21 protein-coding genes and 1 other annotated feature are annotated in these 18,145 nt (G+C 38.7%); of the genes, 16 read left to right on the top strand and 5 right to left on the bottom strand.

The genetic code is table 11. The annotated features are described in order from the left end of the window. The first annotated feature begins 37 nt into the window (after nucleotides 1-37). The 7 genes from cps2T (at nucleotide 38) to ADF75_RS03370 (ending at nucleotide 8,087) form a co-directional block, all read left to right on the top strand. Entirely contained in the window at nucleotides 38-1,186 is a 1,149-nt protein-coding gene (cps2T, locus tag ADF75_RS03400; RefSeq protein WP_048789137.1) for a beta 1-4 rhamnosyltransferase Cps2T, read from the top strand. Continuing rightward, a complete protein-coding gene (locus ADF75_RS03395) occupies nucleotides 1,183-2,124 on the top strand; it encodes a glycosyltransferase family 2 protein (RefSeq protein WP_048789136.1) in 942 nt (313 codons plus the stop codon). Before cps2T ends, ADF75_RS03395 begins: the two co-directional genes overlap by 4 nt. Then, nucleotides 2,124-2,933 carry an ABC transporter permease gene (locus ADF75_RS03390; protein ID WP_048789135.1) on the top strand — a complete coding sequence of 270 codons (810 nt, stop codon included), beginning with the start codon at nucleotides 2,124-2,126 and terminating at the stop codon, nucleotides 2,931-2,933. Before ADF75_RS03395 ends, ADF75_RS03390 begins: the two co-directional genes overlap by 1 nt. After that, the gene (locus tag ADF75_RS03385; protein WP_048789134.1) at nucleotides 2,933-4,132 is read left to right on the top strand and encodes an ATP-binding cassette domain-containing protein; all 1,200 of its coding nucleotides are present in this window, start codon (nucleotides 2,933-2,935) and stop codon (nucleotides 4,130-4,132) included. Before ADF75_RS03390 ends, ADF75_RS03385 begins: the two co-directional genes overlap by 1 nt. Beyond that, the gene (locus ADF75_RS03380; protein WP_048789133.1) at nucleotides 4,133-4,993 is read left to right on the top strand and encodes a rhamnan synthesis F family protein; all 861 of its coding nucleotides are present in this window, start codon (nucleotides 4,133-4,135) and stop codon (nucleotides 4,991-4,993) included. A gap of 1 nt (nucleotide 4,994) precedes the next feature. Next, nucleotides 4,995-7,469, top strand: coding sequence for an LTA synthase family protein (locus ADF75_RS03375; protein WP_048789132.1), 2,475 nt, complete (start codon nucleotides 4,995-4,997; stop codon nucleotides 7,467-7,469). 129 nt (nucleotides 7,470-7,598) lie between these two features. Continuing rightward, nucleotides 7,599-8,087, top strand: coding sequence for an EbsA family protein (locus ADF75_RS03370; RefSeq protein ID WP_048688043.1), 489 nt, complete (start codon nucleotides 7,599-7,601; stop codon nucleotides 8,085-8,087). Here ADF75_RS03370 and ADF75_RS03365 read toward each other — a convergent pair. After that, nucleotides 8,084-8,281: a ferredoxin gene (locus ADF75_RS03365; RefSeq protein WP_006596042.1), complete on the bottom strand. Its 198-nt coding sequence runs from the start codon at nucleotides 8,279-8,281 to the stop codon at nucleotides 8,084-8,086. The two genes, ADF75_RS03370 and ADF75_RS03365, sit on opposite strands and share 4 nt — an antisense overlap. 45 nt (nucleotides 8,282-8,326) lie before the next feature. Here ADF75_RS03365 and ADF75_RS03360 point away from each other — a divergent pair, with 45 nt between their 5' ends. The 7 genes from ADF75_RS03360 (at nucleotide 8,327) to ADF75_RS03330 (ending at nucleotide 12,990) form a co-directional block, all read left to right on the top strand. Beyond that, nucleotides 8,327-8,770, top strand: coding sequence for an SAG1386/EF1546 family surface-associated protein (locus ADF75_RS03360; protein WP_048688049.1), 444 nt, complete (start codon nucleotides 8,327-8,329; stop codon nucleotides 8,768-8,770). A 10-nt stretch (nucleotides 8,771-8,780) separates the two neighbouring features. Further along, nucleotides 8,781-9,464 (top strand): (d)CMP kinase, encoded by a 684-nt coding sequence (gene cmk / locus ADF75_RS03355; protein WP_048789131.1) that lies wholly within the window; start codon nucleotides 8,781-8,783, stop codon nucleotides 9,462-9,464. Between the two features lie 20 nt (nucleotides 9,465-9,484). Continuing rightward, nucleotides 9,485-9,615: a sequence feature (ribosomal protein L20 leader region), on the top strand. A gap of 15 nt (nucleotides 9,616-9,630) precedes the next feature. After that, nucleotides 9,631-10,161 carry a translation initiation factor IF-3 gene (gene infC / locus ADF75_RS03350; RefSeq protein ID WP_006597373.1) on the top strand — a complete coding sequence of 177 codons (531 nt, stop codon included), beginning with the start codon at nucleotides 9,631-9,633 and terminating at the stop codon, nucleotides 10,159-10,161. A 33-nt stretch (nucleotides 10,162-10,194) separates the two neighbouring features. Beyond that, nucleotides 10,195-10,395 carry a 50S ribosomal protein L35 gene (gene rpmI, locus ADF75_RS03345; RefSeq protein WP_001125942.1) on the top strand — a complete coding sequence of 67 codons (201 nt, stop codon included), beginning with the start codon at nucleotides 10,195-10,197 and terminating at the stop codon, nucleotides 10,393-10,395. A 49-nt stretch (nucleotides 10,396-10,444) separates the two neighbouring features. Beyond that, entirely contained in the window at nucleotides 10,445-10,804 is a 360-nt protein-coding gene (gene rplT / locus ADF75_RS03340; protein ID WP_000124834.1) for a 50S ribosomal protein L20, read from the top strand. A 133-nt stretch (nucleotides 10,805-10,937) separates the two neighbouring features. Further along, nucleotides 10,938-11,405, top strand: coding sequence for a deoxycytidylate deaminase (locus ADF75_RS03335; RefSeq protein WP_023023644.1), 468 nt, complete (start codon nucleotides 10,938-10,940; stop codon nucleotides 11,403-11,405). A 91-nt stretch (nucleotides 11,406-11,496) separates the two neighbouring features. Beyond that, entirely contained in the window at nucleotides 11,497-12,990 is a 1,494-nt protein-coding gene (locus ADF75_RS03330) for a hypothetical protein (RefSeq protein ID WP_048789130.1), read from the top strand. A gap of 41 nt (nucleotides 12,991-13,031) precedes the next feature. Here the strand turns inward: ADF75_RS03330 and ADF75_RS03325 are convergent, their stop codons facing one another. The 4 genes from ADF75_RS03325 to ADF75_RS03310 are packed head-to-tail and all read right to left on the bottom strand — an operon-like array spanning nucleotide 13,032 to nucleotide 15,978. Continuing rightward, complete coding sequence (locus ADF75_RS03325) at nucleotides 13,032-13,889, bottom strand: cysteine ABC transporter substrate-binding protein (protein WP_006596048.1); 858 nt, start codon at nucleotides 13,887-13,889, stop codon at nucleotides 13,032-13,034. A gap of 11 nt (nucleotides 13,890-13,900) precedes the next feature. After that, nucleotides 13,901-14,659, bottom strand: coding sequence for an amino acid ABC transporter ATP-binding protein (locus tag ADF75_RS03320; RefSeq protein WP_048716917.1), 759 nt, complete (start codon nucleotides 14,657-14,659; stop codon nucleotides 13,901-13,903). Between the two features lies 1 nt (nucleotide 14,660). Continuing rightward, a complete protein-coding gene (locus tag ADF75_RS03315; RefSeq protein ID WP_006596050.1) occupies nucleotides 14,661-15,338 on the bottom strand; it encodes an amino acid ABC transporter permease in 678 nt (225 codons plus the stop codon). Then, the gene (locus ADF75_RS03310) at nucleotides 15,298-15,978 is read right to left on the bottom strand and encodes an amino acid ABC transporter permease (protein WP_048789129.1); all 681 of its coding nucleotides are present in this window, start codon (nucleotides 15,976-15,978) and stop codon (nucleotides 15,298-15,300) included. The genes ADF75_RS03315 and ADF75_RS03310 overlap by 41 nt, the downstream gene beginning before the upstream one ends. 233 nt (nucleotides 15,979-16,211) lie before the next feature. Here ADF75_RS03310 and ADF75_RS03305 point away from each other — a divergent pair, with 233 nt between their 5' ends. Beyond that, the gene (locus tag ADF75_RS03305; RefSeq protein WP_048789128.1) at nucleotides 16,212-16,748 is read left to right on the top strand and encodes a hypothetical protein; all 537 of its coding nucleotides are present in this window, start codon (nucleotides 16,212-16,214) and stop codon (nucleotides 16,746-16,748) included. 195 nt (nucleotides 16,749-16,943) lie between these two features. Further along, nucleotides 16,944-18,134 carry a methionine adenosyltransferase gene (gene metK / locus ADF75_RS03300; RefSeq protein ID WP_048688076.1) on the top strand — a complete coding sequence of 397 codons (1,191 nt, stop codon included), beginning with the start codon at nucleotides 16,944-16,946 and terminating at the stop codon, nucleotides 18,132-18,134. The last annotated feature ends 11 nt before the right edge of the window (nucleotides 18,135-18,145 follow it).

The following is an 18,145-nucleotide window of genomic DNA, read 5'->3' as shown; positions in this document are numbered from 1 at the left end:
AATTGAACAGACTGTAAATTATTAGAAAGGGAATATTATGCAACACGTTTTTATTATCGGAAGTCGTGGTCTTCCGGCTCAATATGGCGGTTTTGAGACTTTTGTGGACCAATTGGTCTCCCATCAAGTGTCTTCGGAAATCCAGTACCATGTTGCTTGCCTTTCTAATGATCAAGCCTATCATCATTTTGACTACAAGGGTATCGATTGTTTTACGATTAAAGCCCCGAAAATTGGGCCTGCGCGTGTCATCGCCTACGATATGATGGCCATCAACTATGCCTTGAAGGTCGTTAAGAAACAAGGAATTGAACAGCCGATTTTTTATGTTTTAGGCAATACAATTGGAGCTTTTGTGGCGCCTTTTGCGCGTAAGATCCATAAGATGGGTGGACGATTCTATATCAATCCAGATGGACTGGAGTGGAAGCGGGCCAAGTGGGCTAAACCGATTCAAGCCTATCTCAAGTATTCTGAAAAAATCATGACACGCCACGCTGACTTGGTAATTTCAGACAACCCAGGTATTGAGTCCTATATCAAGGAAGCCTATCCTTGGTCCAAGACGACCTATATTGCCTATGGGACGGACTTGTCTCCGACCAGCCTGACCAGTCAGGATAATAAGGTCCGAGAATTCTATCAGAAATGGCAGACACAGGAGAAGAACTATTACTTGATCTTGGGCCGCTTTGTGCCAGAAAATAATTATGAGACTGCCATTCGTGAATTTATGACCTCTTCCAGCAAGCGGGATTTGGTGATCATTTGTAATCATGAAGGCAATCCCTATTATGAAGAACTCCGTGCTCGAACAGGATTCGATCAGGATCCTCGCGTTAAGTTTGTAGGAACGGTTTATGACCAAGACCTCTTGAAGTATATCCGTAAAGAAGCCTTTGCTTATATCCATGGTCATGAAGTGGGCGGAACCAATCCGGGTCTCTTAGAGGCTCTTGCTCACACGGATCTGAATTTAGTTTTAGGAGTCTCCTTTAACCAAACAGTTGCCAAGGACACAGCTCAATATTGGACCAAAGAAGCTGGGAATTTGGCGCATTTAATCAACCAGGTTGATTCTTTAGAAGATGTATCTGAATGGGGTCAATTAGCTAAAACCAATATGAAGCAAAACTTTACCTGGGAAAAAATTGTAGGTGAGTACGAGGAATTATTCTTATCATGAAAGTAAATATCTTGTTGTCCACCTATAATGGTGAACAGTATCTAAAAGAGCAGGTCAAAAGTATTCAAGACCAGACTTATCAAGACTGGCAACTCTTGATCCGAGATGATGGGTCAACTGACGATACGGTAAAGATTATTCAAGAATTGGTGGCCCAGGATGAGCGTATCTGCTTTGTCAATCAAGGAGCCATCGTAAATCTGGGTGTCATCAAGAGCTTCCATGCCCTCTTGAAATATGAAAAAGCTGATCTTTATTGCTTCAGTGATCAAGATGATGTCTGGCTTCCTGAAAAAATTGCTCTTCAAGTAGCAGAAGCGTCCAAGCACCCTCAAGAAGTCCCTTTGCTGGTCTACACAGATTTAAAAGTGGTCGATGAAAACTTGAACGTGCAACATGAGAGTATGATTCGCACCCAGTCTGATCATGCCAATACAGAACTGATTCAAGAGCTGACGGAAAATACGGTAACTGGTGGTGTAGCCATGATTAACCACGCGTTGGCTGACTTATGGACAGGCCAAGAAAAACATGCGCTTCTCATGCATGATTGGTATTTAGCCTTGCTGGCAACTGCTTTTGGAAAGCTCATCTATATCGATCAGCCGACAGAATTGTACCGGCAGCACAGTAGCAATGTTCTGGGTGCTCGAACCCTTAGGAAACGGTTTAAAAATTGGGTTCGCCCTCATATTCTGTTTGCTAAGTATTGGAAGCTCATTGAATCCAGTCAAGAACAAGCAAAAAATTTATTGGAACTGCCAGTCAGCCCCCAAAATAAAGAAATTATTGAAAACTTTGTGACCATTATGGACGTTCCACTGAAAGAACGTCTGAGACGGATTCGTCAGTATGGTTATCGCAAGAACAGGGCTTTTCACACGTGTGTGTTCACGACCTTGATTTTAACAAAGTTTGCATTTAGAGGTGGAAAATAATGTTTGATGTTTTTAGTCAGAAAAATCGAATTTTATTACGAGAATTAATCAAAACAGACTTTAAATTACGCTATCAAGGCTCAGCTATTGGCTACCTTTGGTCAATTCTGAAACCCTTGATGATGTTTAGTATCATGTATGTGGTATTTGTTCGATTCTTAAGATTTGATGATGGAACTCCGCACTACGCAGTTGGATTGCTTTTGTCGATGATTTTTTGGAGCTTTTTTACAGAAGCGACAAATATGGGGATGTTGTCTATTGTTTCAAGAGGCGATTTGTTGAGAAAGTTGAATTTTCCAAAACAGACTATTGTTGTTTCATCGGTACTAGGAGCAGCTATCAACTTCTCGATTAATTTATTAGTTGTGTTCACTTTCGCCTTGATTAATAATGTCTCATTTGGGATTCATACTCTTGTTATCATTCCTTTATTTATTGAGATTTTGTTTCTTTCCTTAGGCTTTGCTTTTATCCTATCGGCTCTATTTGTTAAATACCGTGATATAGGTCCAGTTTGGGAAGTAGTGCTACAGGCTGGAATGTATGCGAGTCCAATTATTTATTCAATTACATATTTATTACAACGAAATCATACTGATGTTGCAAAACTATTGATGATGAACCCAATTGCACAAATTTTGCAAGATATGCGTCACTATATTATTGATCCAGTCAACCCTCGAGGTTGGGAGTTATTTGATAATAAGTTAATTGCATGTATTCCATATTGTATTCCAATAGTTGTATTTATTATTGGAGTTATTGTATTTAACAGAAATTCTAAACGATTTGCGGAGATTTTATAATGTCAAGTAATATTGCAGTTAAAGTTGACCATGTCAGCAAATACTTTAAGTTACCAACTGAATCGACTCAAAGTTTACGAACAACTTTAGTAAACCGATTTAGGGGGATTAAGGGTTACAAAAAACAAGAAGTTTTACGTGACATTTCTTTTGAAGTTGAAAAAGGAGATTTCTATGGTATTGTAGGACGAAATGGTTCTGGAAAATCTACTCTATTAAAAATTATTTCTGAAATTTATGTGCCAGAAAAAGGCACAGTCACTATCGATGGGAAACTGGTGTCCTTTATTGAGCTTGGAGTGGGCTTTAATCCAGAACTGACAGGTCGGGAAAATGTCTATATGAATGGAGCCATGCTGGGCTTCTCAACAACTGAGATTGATGCCATGTATGATGACATTGTAGACTTTGCCGAGTTGCATGAATTCATGAACCAGAAACTCAAGAACTACTCATCAGGGATGCAGGTTCGTTTAGCCTTTTCGGTTGCCATTAAGGCTCAAGGGGATATCTTGATTTTGGATGAGGTTCTAGCGGTTGGAGACGAGGCTTTTCAACGTAAGTGTAATGATTACTTTATGGAACGCAAAAAATCAGGTAAGACGACAATTCTTGTTACCCATGATATGAATGCTGTAAAAAAATATTGTAATAAGGCTGTTTTAATTGAAAATGGGTTAGTTAAAGTAGTTGGAAATCCTGATGATGTTGCAAATCAATATAGTTATGATAATGCAGCAAATCAAAAAGTTTCAAATGATGATGTTACAATTGAGGATGTAGCTGTAAGCAATTTAAATATAAAATTGCTTTCGAATAAAATGTCAAGTCCTGAAGATCCCATTGAGTTTGAGGTGTCATATGATGTTAATCAGGACATAAAAACTTACATAGCTTTCTCGCTAACTGAAATTGATCGCGGTCTTTGGGTATATAATGATAATTCTTTAGATTTATTAACTGATGGAAAAGGGAGGAAGAGTTTCCGCTATTCTTGTAGTTTATCAAGCTTGAATGATATCAAATTAAAACTTCAAGTTTCAGTAAGAGATAGTTCGAATACAATGCTTGCATTTGCAAAGGGAGATAATTCACCTATAATTTTATTAAATCGAACAGATATTTTAGATGATGATTTGTCAGCGAAAGATTCTGCTACCGGATTATTGCAAAGGAATGGGAAATGGGAGACGATGTAGATGAATAGAATTCTACTTTATGTTCACTACAATAAGTCTGATGATTTAAGTAGTCATGTTTTATATCAATTGGAAAAACTTTCCCCACTTTTTTCGCGTATTCTATTGATATCGAATAGTTGCTTATCAACTGAACATTTAAAATCCCTACGAAAAATTGGCATTAATGAAGTTGTTCAACGAGAGAATATTGGGTATGATTTTGCTGCCTGGCGAGATGGTATGAATTATATAGGATTTAATTCCTTGGTAGATTATGATTCGGTTACCTTGATGAACGATACATGTATTGGTCCCTTGTGGGATTTAAAAGAGTATTTTGAAAAATTTGAAAAACAAGTAGATATTGATTTTTGGGGAATGACTAATTTTAGAAAAACAAAGTATTTTAAGGAACATCTTCAGAGTTATTTTGTTTTTTATTCCCGTCAAGTTGTGTCGTCAAAAGTTTTTCAAAAGTTTTGGACAAGTATTAGGGATTATGAAAATATAAGAAGTGTGATTGATCGTTACGAGACAAGATTTACTGGTATTCTAACTAAATCTGGATTTAAATACGGTGTGGTTTTTAATACTATAAATGAAGACGCAGGTAATCTAATTCACCCTGATTTTTCTTATTATAGGCCCGAAGAAATTCTTAATCAACAAGTACCATTTATAAAAGTTAAGGTATTTCAAGTTAATTCTGAACAGACTAATTACATAAAGAGTCAAATCAATAATTTAACTGATTTTCCTATGTCGGTTTTAAATGAACAATTGATTTCAAATGTATATTGTATAACTGATGCGACGGTAGAAAATAAAGATTTTATTTCCAGAATAAAAAAGTTAGTTAGGAGAATATTTAGAAAATAAGATGCTTAACTTTATTAAAAACCAATACATTAAATTATGCTTATTCTTAGTGAGCTTTATTTTATTGTTAATTGTCAATTTTAATTATTTTCTACCTTTCAATTCCACTCATTCAATTTTATATTTTTCGTATTCTCATTATGCTCCCTTACTCTTTTTTATAAGTATTAGTTTTATATCCGTTGTCCTTTCGAAAATTTGGTCAAGATACTTTTTTATTAAGAGTGCTATTATATACTTATTATACTTATTAGGGTCGTATATTATTGAATGTAGTAGAAATGTAAATGTTTTAAAATATAATATTTTTTCTTTTAAAGCGAATGACTTTTTTCAAGTTAATTTTCTCCTATTTCTTTTCTCTATATTTTTAATTGCATTTATTTATCATTATGTAATCTCAATTTATTGCCCTATTTTTGAGAATAGGCTTATTAAAATTTCTGAGTACAAGGAATATTACTCAATATTATTCCACAGCTTCATGTTAATAGGTTTTTGTCTAACTGATTCAAAAATTTATAAAATATTACCGGAAACTGGTTATTTAAGAGATTTATTTACAGACGGTCTGATTAAAAACCAGTTTTCATATTTAATGGAATTAGATAAATTTATTATTCTTTTAATTATCATACTTTTTCCTTTTGTTTTTTGTAGTATTATTGGTATTGATGAATTATACAGAAATAGACCTAAATTCGGTGCTGCCTTAGTCTGTAGTTCTTTTTTTGCTATCACCTTTAATTATACGATTCAAAATAGTATTAGAACAGATGTTACTATTTTAGGTAGAAATTTATTTCCTGGTGCAACCGCCTTTCAAGTACTTGTATTTTTTGCATTATTTTTACTTATTTATTGTTTATTTAATGAGTTTTTATTAAGTACTCTATTAAGTGTATTTTTAATCATTGGTATATCAATAGCTAGCTATTTTAAGTTTCAATATAGGCAAGAGCCTATTTTGCCAAGTGATTTAAGTTGGTTGATGCATCCAGGTATTATGTTCGATTCGCTTGGGCCTCAATCGTATTTTTATGTGTTTTTAATAGTTGCAGTATTTTTGGGTTTGTACTTGTTTTGTAGAAAAATATTACTTTATGGGAGAGTATTGGAAAATTATTATCTAAGAGGAATTGTAATAATTTCTATCTTTTCATTCTTCATTGGTATTTATAGTGTTTTTAAACAGAGAAGAGATGGTAAGGTTGATGACAGTATACCTGTAATTGGTATTTTAAACAATCAACATGATATTTCTTGGTTTGGAAATACAACGAATGCTCAAGTTAAATCATTATCATATGTTTGGTTTTCTCATTTAACATCAGAAGTTATGATAAAACCAAAAGACTATAGTAAAAGTTCTATTCAAAAAATTGAAGAAAAGTACAAAAAAGTTGCGGGTGATATAAATCTAACCAGAAAAGAGAATATAAACGAACAAACAGTCATTTATGTATTAAGTGAAAGTTTTTCTGATCCTTCGCGTATTGAGGATGTGAAAGTATCATCTAATCCAATTCCTAAAATCCAAGAAATAAAAAAACGTACGACAAGTGGTTTAATGAAATCGGATGGCTATGGAGGTGGAACTGCTAATATGGAGTTTCAAACCTTAACTGGTTTACCTATGTATAACTTATCTCCTTCCATTTCTATATTATATACACAAGTTGCTCCAGTCATGAATTACTTTCCTTCAATAAGTAATTCTTTCAATTCTAATAATCGGATTGTTATACATATAGCTAGTCCTAGTAATTATTCGCGTAATATTATTTATGGAAACCTTGACTTTGCTAAATTTATTCATTATGGTAATAAAGGAAAAGAGGGTTACAATATTGGTGGGAATTATAGTGATGAGTCCACTTACCAATTAGTACTAAAAAATATGAATAAAGATAGTCAATTCTTTTCAGTAATGACGATGCAAAATCATACACCATGGAATGAACCTAATCCAATTGATATGAACGCATCTTATCCAGGATTTTCTGATAATGCAAATAATCAATTATCTGCATACATCAGAATGTTATATCATACTGACAATGCCACCCAAGACTTCCTAGAAAAGTTATCCAAAATTGATAAAAAGATTACGGTTGTCTTCTATGGAGATCATTTGCCTGGTTTGTATCCAGAATCTGCCTTTAAGAACTATCCAGAAGGTCAGTACCAAACGGATTACTTTATTTGGAGTAATTTTGAGACTCCTAAATTAGACTATCCTTTAGTCAATTCAAGTGATTTCTCTGCTATGGTCTTTGAACAGACCAACTCTAAAGTCTCACCTTACTATGCTCTCTTGACGGAAGTTTTGAAGAAAGCAAGTGTAGACAAAAAAGCTTTAGAAGGAGAAGCGAGGGAGATTGCTGAAGATTTGAAGATGGTGGAATATGATTTGATCAGTGGTAAAGGCTATCTATCCAAAGATTTCTTCGAGGTACCATCGGCGAAAAATTAATGGAAAGAGACCAGCTTTCATCAATCTGTCATTCAGTGATTTGATCACTAAAATTATTAAAAATAGAACAGGCTTTCCTGTTCTATTTTTGTTGATTTTATGCTAAACTAGTAGAAGGGGGTTCCGCATATGATTAAGATTTTTGGGAAAATCCGATACCATTGGCAGCCTGATTTATCCATGCTAATTACCTATTGGTCTTTATCGGTTATACCCGTCTTTATTGGACTAGCTCTGATGTATGAGAGTTCCAGTATCCCGACGGTGGTACTCTTTTCATTCTTTCTCTTTATGGCCTTGCTGGCTGTAGGAGTTCATCGCTATTTTACCATATACGATGATGGGTTTTTACGGATTATCACGGCGAATCCATTGACTCCTATAAAAGTTCCGATTTCATCGATTGAAAAAGTGGAAGTTACAAAGAATTCCATCAAGTTGATTTTCAACGATGGATCAAGAAGTCGGACCTTCTGTATGCGTAAGTGGCCCAAAAAATACTTTATCAATGCCTTAGCCTTGAATGATCATTTTAAGGGTGAGATTGAGTTGACAGATAACTTTATCCATGTGGACTATTATCAACTCTACTATGCAGATAATGAAAAAAGCTCTTAATCTTTGATAAGAGCTCGGGTTGGACAATTTTTAACCGCTTCTTGGATAGAAGCATCGGTAGGAAATTCCTTTTCCAATCGTTCATCCTCAGAGGCGAACTTAACGATGCCATTATCGTGATAGTCAAAAATGTCCGAATATGTTTGGCAAAGGCCGCATGCGATACAACGTTCAGGTATTAAGGTTATTTTCATATCTATATTGTAATGATTTTAACGGGAAAACACAAGGAGGAAGTTATGCCGAAAGAGCCATGGGAAGAAGAGATTTATGATGATGGAGAAGAAACATTGAAACGAACAAACAAATTGAATGGAATAAAAGCTGATCGCTTGTTAACCATCTTGGCGATTATTTTCTTTATTATTATTGTAGCGATGGTCTGCTTCTTAGTTTACCTTTCTACAGGTGGAAGCGATAAGAAGAAACAAATGAGCGGTTTCTACAATGGTGAAACAACAGTCGTTTCATCTAGTAGTGCAGCTCCTGTAGCAAAAAGTTCAGAAGCTTCAAGTGATGATGAGTCAGGAGAAGAGACTATCACAGTCCTTGCTGGTGAAGGAGAGGCAGCGATTGCGGCACGTGCTGGCATTTCGATCGCCCAATTGGAGCAATTGAATCCATCTCACATGTCTACTGGTTCCTGGTATGCGAATCCAGGTGATGTGGTCAAAATTCGATAAAGGATAGACTATGAAACAAATTCAAATCGCAATTGATGGTCCTGCATCCAGTGGGAAATCAACTGTTGCTAAGATTATTGCTAAAGATTTAGGCTACACTTATCTCGATACAGGTGCCATGTATCGTGCAGCGACCTATTTAGCTCTTCGTCATGATCTGACTGAAGAAGATGTTGACCAGTTGGTTGATTTGCTGAACCAATATCCTGTCAGCTTTGGTCGCTCTGAAGACGGCCAGCAATTAGTCTTCGTAGCTGATGTCGATGTGACCCATCCAATTCGTGACAATGAAGTGACCAACAATGTCTCTTGGGTATCTGCCTTAGCTCCTGTCCGTGAGCGCTTGGTGGCCCAGCAACAACAGATTGCTGCTCAAGGTGGGATCGTCATGGACGGTCGCGATATTGGAACGGTTGTTTTACCAAATGCAGAATTGAAAATTTTCCTAGTGGCTTCTGTAGAAGAACGTGCAGGGCGTCGCTATAAAGAAAATTTGAGCAAGGGCATTGAAACAGATTTAGAAATATTGAAAAAAGAAATTGCTGAGCGGGACTACAAAGACAGTCACCGAGAGGTTTCGCCATTAAAACCAGCAGCAGATGCCATTCATTTTGATACGACTGGTGTCGGGATTGATCAAGTGGTTGCATTTATTGAAGAAAAAGCAAAAAAAATCCTTGACAATCCATCATAAACTTGATATCATATAAAAGTTGAGAAAAGCAGAAGTGAGAACTTCTCGCCTTGCGACTAACGTTGTCTGGCCCCTACGGATCAAGTTTCAGAAATGAAATATAATCATGTAGTGCGGGTTTGCGTTAGCAAGTCCGCTCTTGTTTTTCTCTAAAATAAAAAAAGAGGTGAAAACCATAGCAAAGCAAGACTTATTCATCAATGATGAAATTCGTGTACGTGAAGTTCGCTTAATCGGTCTTGAGGGCGAACAATTGGGTATCAAACCACTTGGTGAAGCGCAAGCACTTGCGGACGATGCTAATGTGGACTTGGTTCTCATTCAACCTCAAGCTAAACCTCCTGTTGCGAAAATTATGGACTACGGTAAGTTCAAATTTGAGTACCAGAAGAAACAAAAAGAACAACGCAAAAAACAAAGCGTTGTGACCGTGAAAGAAGTTCGTTTGAGCCCAGTTATTGACAAGGGTGATTTCGATACAAAACTTCGCAATGCTCGCAAGTTCCTTGAAAAAGGGAACAAAGTGAAGGTTTCCATTCGCTTTAAGGGTCGTATGATCACCCATAAAGAGATTGGGGCAAAAGTTTTAGCCGATTTCGCTGAAGCAACTCAAGATATTGCTATCATCGAACAACGTGCTAAAATGGATGGTCGTCAAATGTTCATGCAGTTGGCGCCAGCAACTGACAAGAAATAATCTGTCAGAAAGTTAAAAAAAGGAGAAAATATTATGCCAAAACAAAAAACACACCGCGCATCAGCTAAACGTTTCAAACGTACAGGTTCTGGTGGACTTAAACGTTTCCGTGCTTACACTTCTCACCGTTTCCACGGAAAAACTAAGAAACAACGTCGTCATCTTCGTAAAGCATCTATGGTGCATTCAGGAGATTTCAAACGTATCAAAGCAATGCTTACTCGCTTGAAATAATCGCGTATTTGTAAGTTAAGAATTCTAGGAAATATTGGAGGAAATATAAATGGCACGTGTTAAAGGTGGCGTTGTATCACGCAAACGTCGTAAACGTATTCTTAAATTAGCTAAAGGTTACTATGGAGCTAAACACATCTTGTTCCGTACTGCAAAAGAACAAGTAATGAACTCTTACTACTATGCATACCGTGACCGTCGTCAAAAGAAACGTGACTTCCGCAAATTGTGGATCACACGTATCAATGCGGCAGCTCGTATGAACGGACTTTCATACTCACAATTGATGCATGGTTTGAAATTGGCTGAGATCGAAGTTAACCGTAAAATGCTTGCTGATTTGGCTGTTAACGATGCAGCAGCTTTCACAGCTCTTGCAGATGCAGCTAAAGCAAAACTTGGTAAATAATTGAAAAAGAGATCCGCATGGATCTCTTTTTCTTTGAGTGAAGGAATCGGCTGTGACAGTGTCATCTTTTTTTCTTGCTGATTTCGTGCTATAATGAAAAAAATTTAGAATGTTTATGAAGGAGGACAAGACTGTGGGACATAAACGATTAGCTTGGGATGAGTATTTTGCGGCACAGGCTTTGTTGATATCAAATCGAGCAACCTGTAAGCGGGCCAAGGTGGGTGCTGTATTGGTCAAGGATCATAAGGTGGTTGCGACGGGTTACAATGGCTCTGTCTCTGGTACGGAGCATTGCTTAGATCATGACTGCCTTATGGTGGAAGGACATTGTGTCCGGACCCTCCATGCAGAGGTCAATGCTATTTTACAGGGAGCGGAACGAGGGATTCCCAAAGGTTTCACAGCCTATGTAACCCATTTCCCCTGCCTCAATTGTACCAAACAGCTGCTTCAAGTTGGCTGCAAGCGGGTTGTTTATATCCATCAATACCGCATTGATGAGTATGCTGAGTATCTCTACCGTGAAAAAGAAGTAGAGCTAGTCCATCTTCCATTGGAAGTGGTCAAAGAAGCTATTGCAGAGGCAGACTTTATTTAAGAATGGCTTGTTGTCTCACTAGCTACAATTAAAAAGAAAGCTCGTTTTTGAGTTCACGCTTCACTGATTCATCTAGAGGAAGGAGATGGTGATGAACCGTAAAATTTGCTACCCAATTCTCTTACTAGTCCAGGTTCTTGGTGCTCTTTTTCAAGTATTTATGCTCTTATCCGGAGAGCCTGGAAACGGAGAGAATCCCCCTATCATCTGGTTGTCAATCCTTCAGATTCTTTTATGGCTACTTATTCAAGTCTTTCTCACAGTAAAAATCTGGAAGGACCAGGGGAAGCAGGAAGGGCTTCTTCTCTATGCTTTCTTACTAGTCCTCAGCATCTTTTGTCCACAAGAGGTTCCTATTACTTTGTTTGGTACTGAGGTGGTGATGAGACTTTCTCAACTTCCAACCTTAGCGATTGTCTTGATCATGATTAATAAGGTGGAGTGGCCTCGTCTTCGTTCTTTGGTTGGTCTGGAAGGAACCTGGTATCCAATCGTTCCGTTGGTTTCCTTTGGGATCAGTATCTTACAATTGGTAGATCGGATTCCTGTTGTCCTACGCTTGTGGAATATATTGGATCATTCAAAATCTGACTTTTACTGGAGATTATTTGAAGGTGTGGACCAAGAAGTTCTGCTTGTCATCTTGTTGTCCAGTTTCCTCATCATTAAGAATCAGAAGGTCCTATTTGTGCTCAGTTTCCTTTATGCTTGTTACTATCTCCCTTCTGTCATGCTAGACCTCCTTGTTTTAAAGACGACTTCACCCATTCCTTTTTACCATTCTGTCATTTCCCTTTATTTGTTATATAGACAGAAGGAAAGTTTGCAGAAGCTCTTTGGGGCTCGGTCAAGCGCCCTTGCTGACCAAGAAGGTGCTGCATGTGGAGATGAAGAAGAGACAGCTGAGCGGGTAAAAAGTCAAAGAAACTCAGATGAAGGGGGCTCCGGAAATAAGGAATCTTCTTCCTTATTATCCGATTTACTTTCTTACCCAAAACGATACGGCTATCCTAATGTATTCGTCTTGATGAAAGAAAAATTAGTCATCGCTCCTCTTGTTATGTTATTTGGGAACGAATCGAGCGACAGGGGAGAAGGAGTCGTAACAAAGGACTTAGAGGCTGGGCAAGAAAGGCCTGCAGTGGATGTGATGGTTGAGCAAGATAACAATAGCAAGCAGTCACTTGAGACATCTAGAGAGCCCCTTAACAGGAACTTATGCAAGGAAGAAAATGCATCGTCTCCTTATTCCTATCTCTTTGCTCTTCCAAAATGGCTCGGTCTTACTTATTATGGCTTGGGCTTCGTCGGACTCATCTTGACCGGCCCTTTTGCCTTAATGATTTTTTATGCAACGAGTATCCATTTGATCCTATTCACCATCGGCTTTGTCTCAACTCAGTTCGCTTTGGCGATAGATTCTCGACTACTTTGGGCATCAGCATGTATTTTCTACGGTCTATCAGCTGTTTATGGCTTGCTGTTGCCACTACAGGTCCTCTCTGTCTGTTTAGCCATCGATGTCCTACTAGGTACTTTCTTTTGGGTGAAACGACCAAAGGGTACTAAGAAAAACAGTTTTTGACAAGAAAAAAGGCTCTATCATTGCGATAGAGTCTTTATTTGTTATTTCACTTCGCCACCTTCAACAACGAGGTCATCCGCTTTTGCAGCATCGCCGTAGGTTGGGTGAAGAGTTTTTTCATAAGCTTTGTGGAAGAAGTTTTCTTTTCCAAGCTTTTGAATGTCATCGTTAATGAAATCGAGGAGTTCTTTGTTTCCTTTTTGAACCGCTGGTGCGATAGTATCTGGATCACCAAGTGAAGTAATTCCAACTTCGTATCCTTTGTTTTCAAGGGCCCAAGCAAGAACTTCTGTGTTGTCTGTTGAGAAAGCATCGCCACGTCCATCTAGGAGAGCTTGATAGGCATCGCTGTATTGGTCATATTTTTGAAGTTTTACTTCTGGATGGTTCTTTTCGAAGTAGGTTTCAGCAGTAGTTCCCTTGGTTACGATCAAGGTTTTTCCTTCCAATTGTTTCACATCTGTGATGACCTTATCTTTAGGAGATACCACACCGAGTGAAACCTTCATGTAAGGAAGGGCAAAGTCTACTTGTTTCTTCCGCTCATCAGTAACGGTAAAGTTGGCTAATGTGATATCCACTTTATTGGAGATCAAGTATTCCGCACGGTTAGCTGCATCCACTGATACATATTTCGGTTTGACACCAAGGTCTTTAGCTAATTGGTTTCCTAGTTCGATATCGTAACCTTGGTAGGATCCATCATTATCAACATAACCAAAAGGTTTTTTGTCTCCAAAGACTGCGATACGAAGCTCGCCACTTTTCTTGATTTCTTCAATGGTACGTGCTTTAGAGCCGGTAGAAGAAGATGATGACTTGCTAGAGCCACATGCAGTGATAAAGAGCAAAGCGAGAGCGAAGGTAAAAAGAACTAAAATTGGTTTAATGAATTTCATAAAAATCTCCTTTATAGATATGAGCCAAATTGGCTAAAGTCAAATACATTTAAAAATTCTTGTGCTCGTTGGGTTTGTGGGTTGGTAAAGAAGGAGTGAGCACTTCCTTCTTCGGCAATTTTGCCCTGATCCAAGAAAATGATCCGATCGGCAATGGCTTGTGCGAACTGTAACTCGTGGGTCACCAGAATCATGGTCCGTCCTTCTTGGGCCAGGTCGTTGATGAGTTCTAGGACTTCCCGGACCATCTCAGGGTCTAGAGAGGCTGTCACTTCATCGAAGAGGATAATTTCTGGATGCATGAGGAGGGAACGGACGATGGCTACCCGTTGCTTCTGTCCACCAGACAATTGCCTTGCGTAGCTATGTTTCTTCTCCAAGAGACCGACCCGTTCTAGTAACTCTTCTGCTTCCTTGATGACTTCCTCTTTAGCTCGTCCTTGAGCTTTTGTAGGACCAAGAATCAAGTTTTGGAGGACGTCTAAATGGGGGAAGAGTTCATAACTTTGGAAGACCATCCCAATCTTTTGGCGGACCAGATGGAAGTCTTTTTGGTTTTTGGTTATGGATTGACCATCCAAGAGGATATCGCCAGCTTGGATGCTTTCTAAGCCATTGATACAACGAAGGAGGGTACTCTTACCACAACCAGAAGGCCCCAAGATCACCACGACCTCCCCTTTTTGAACCTTGAGGGAAAGTCCTTGGAGGATAGGGGTATCTCCGAAGGATTTTTTTAAATCCTTGATTTCTAAAATGGTTTCAGACATATTAATTCCTCCAGTGGTTTTCTAACTGTCCTGCTAATTTGGAAATAGGGAAGCAGACGATAAAGTACAAGACTAAAATGGTTCCATAAATCCAAAAAGAAGCGGTAGGGATGGTCAGGCGGTTGCTATCGATGATTTGTTGGCCGACCTTGGTAACTTCTACAACCCCGATGAGGACCACTAAGGAGGTTGTCTTTATCATACGGGTAATCAAGTTAATAGCTTGCGGAAGCAATCGTCTGAGAACCTGTGGGATGATAATGTAGCGGTATAGTTGAACCTTGCTTAATCCTAAGGCTTGTCCACTTTCAAACTGGTGTTTTGGAAGAGAAGTGATGGCCCCTCGGACCAAATCCCCCATCTCAGCAGTTCCCCAAAGGGTAAAGACGATAATAGCTGAACTTTCACCAGAAATGTTTATGTTGAAATTGCGGGCCAAACCGAAGTATACGATAAAGAGCAAGACCAACTGGGGCATAATCCGGATAAATTCCAGATAAAAGCGAGTGAGCAGACGAATAACTTTTGAATGAGAAGTCATCACGATACCGAGTAAAGTTCCAAGAATCATGGATAGGAAGACAGAGATAATGGAGATCCCAATGGTTACGCCCAAGCCTTGGAGTATTCGTAGGAGATTATTTCCCTGAAAGAGTACTTGGATTCCCGAATCCTGCATGGCGTAATCTCCTTTCTATCCAACTAAAGAGAAGTGAAATCGGTAGTAAGAGAAGCAGATAGGCAATGACCAACATGGTCAGGGCGATGTCTGTCTCGTAATAGAGTCCGATCAAATCTTTTGCTACATACATGAGGTCAGCTAAAGCGACTACAGAGAATACAGAGGTCTCTTTAATCAGGAAAATGACATTGGCGCTAAAGGAAGGCAGAGCCACTGCGGTCGCTTGTGGTAGGATCACATAGCGAAAGACCTGTCTGGGTGTTAGCCCAATGGAGAGACCGATTTCATGCTGGGTTTGACTGACAGCTTCTAGACCGCTTCGGAAGGACTCAGCCATATAGGAACCACCTAAAAAGATGAGACCAATGGTTGCACAAATCTCTGAAGAAAGGACGATTCCTATCCTTGGCAAGCCAAAGTAGAGGAAGAAGAGCTGAATCAAGAGCGGTGTATTTCGAGAAAGTTCGATGTAACAACCAGCTAGTTGACTTAAAATCGGTAGACGATAATGTCGGATGATACTGACAATCAGTCCTAAAAGAAATGAACCTAAAATTCCCCATAGAGCAATGTGGAAGGTTAAGAAAAAGGCTTGCTGGTAGAGTGGAAAATATTGTTCAACAATTGACCAATCCAAAAATGATTTCCTCCTCTCTAATGAGTAAGGAAAAAAGAAATGCTCCCTTACTGATTAGAAAATAATACAGTCATTGTAACACGAAAAAAATAATTTGAATAATATGGATAATTTATCAAGCTGATAGATAAAATTTATCACTTATCATAGCCGATGAAATGAATTATCAAATGCGGTATAATAGGAGTAAGAAACGCCAAATAACTTAAGCTTGTAAAAGAGGAGGGATAAAGATGACAGATCAAGATCCAAAGTATCAATCAAACCAAGAGCATAATAATATACCTGAGGGGGCTGTTCAGTCACCAACGATGGAACAAGGTCCAGAAAAACCAGTTCAGCCACTAATGACGGATCAAGGCCAAGAAAAACCAGTTCAGCCCCCAATGACGAATCAAGGCCAAGAAAAACCAGTTCAGCCACCTATGATGGCACCAGGTGTAGAAAAACCTGCTCCTAATACAGGTCTTCTAACTTTTGTATTTTTCCTAAACATCGGCTATCTTGGACTGTTTATAGGCAGTGCTCTGATGGTAGGAGGATGGGCAATTGCCTTCCTATTCTTTTTGGGATTACATCTGATTTCTTATATTATTGCCACAGTCCTGCTTGGCATTGGAAGGATATTCGCCAGTAAGGAGATTCTATTTGTCTCTGTAGCTTTCTTTTTCGTCTCTATGTTTTTAGCTGGTGATCCGGATTGGTTTCTATTTCGAATTCCATCTATCATTTCCACTATCCTTGTCTTAATAGGGACCTTGCTACTGTAAGGACTAGGGATGGATAGCGGTTTAACTACAAGAGATATAGTTTCAAACTATATCTTTTTCTTTTTATAAAAATAGGAATATTGGTGCAAAATCGTGATATAATAGTTTAGTTATATGGTCCCGATAAGGTGGTAGAAAGCATCTACCAGTTCTTTGTAACTCTATAACGATTATTTTTTAAGGGGGGACATTTTTATGTCAGAACGTAAATTATTCACGTCTGAATCGGTATCTGAGGGGCATCCAGATAAGATTGCAGACCAAATTTCAGATGCTATTTTAGATGCTATTTTAGAGCAAGATCCAGAAGCACACGTTGCTGCTGAAACAGCTGTTTATACTGGTTCAGTGCATGTCTTCGGTGAGATTTCAACGACTGCTTATGTGGATATTAACCGTGTGGTTCGTGATACGATTGCAGAGATTGGGTACACCAATACAGAATATGGATTCTCTGCTGAGACGGTAGGAGTACACCCATCTTTGGTGGAACAATCTCCTGATATTGCCCAAGGGGTTAATGAAGCCTTGGAAGTTCGTGGGAATGCAGATCAAGATCCACTTGATTTGATCGGAGCAGGAGACCAAGGTCTCATGTTTGGTTTTGCAGTGGATGAAACAGAAGAACTCATGCCATTACCTATCTCACTCAGCCACAAGTTGGTTCGTCGTTTGGCAGAGCTTCGTAAGTCTGGTGAGATTAGCTATCTTCGTCCAGATGCTAAATCTCAAGTTACTGTTGAATATGATGAAAATGACCGACCAGTGCGCGTGGATACAGTCGTTATTTCAACTCAACACGATCCAGAAGTGAGCAATGAACAAATCCACCAAGATGTGATTAACAAGGTCATCAAGGAAGTGATTCCAGCTTCTTATCTGGATGATGAAACAAAATTCTTCATCAATCCAACTGGTCGTTTCGTTATCGGAGGACCTCAAGGAGACTCAGGTTTGACGGGTCGGAAGATCATCGTGGATACCTATGGTGGGTACTCACGTCACGGTGGTGGTGCCTTCTCTGGTAAGGACGCAACTAAGGTGGACCGTTCAGCTTCTTATGCAGCTCGCTATATCGCTAAAAACATTGTTGCTGCAGGTCTTGCTAAGAAAGCAGAAGTGCAATTGGCTTATGCGATTGGGGTGGCTCACCCTGTGTCTGTTCGTATCGATACTTTCGGTACAGGAACAGTTGCTGAAAGCAAATTAGAAGCAGCAGCGCGTCAAATCTTTGACCTTCGTCCTGCAGGGATTATTCAAATGTTGGATCTCAAACGTCCAATCTACCGTCAAACAGCGGCTTATGGACATATGGGACGGACGGATATCGATCTACCATGGGAACGTTTGGACAAGGTAGAAGCCTTGAAAGAAGCAGTTAACTAAGGATATAGAAA

Source organism: Streptococcus sp. 1171_SSPC, from assembly GCF_001069335.1.
Classification (GTDB): Bacteria; Bacillota; Bacilli; order Lactobacillales; family Streptococcaceae; genus Streptococcus; species Streptococcus xiaochunlingii.
Note: the sequence above shows the minus strand (reverse complement) of the source record. Positions and strands in the feature narration are given on the sequence as shown.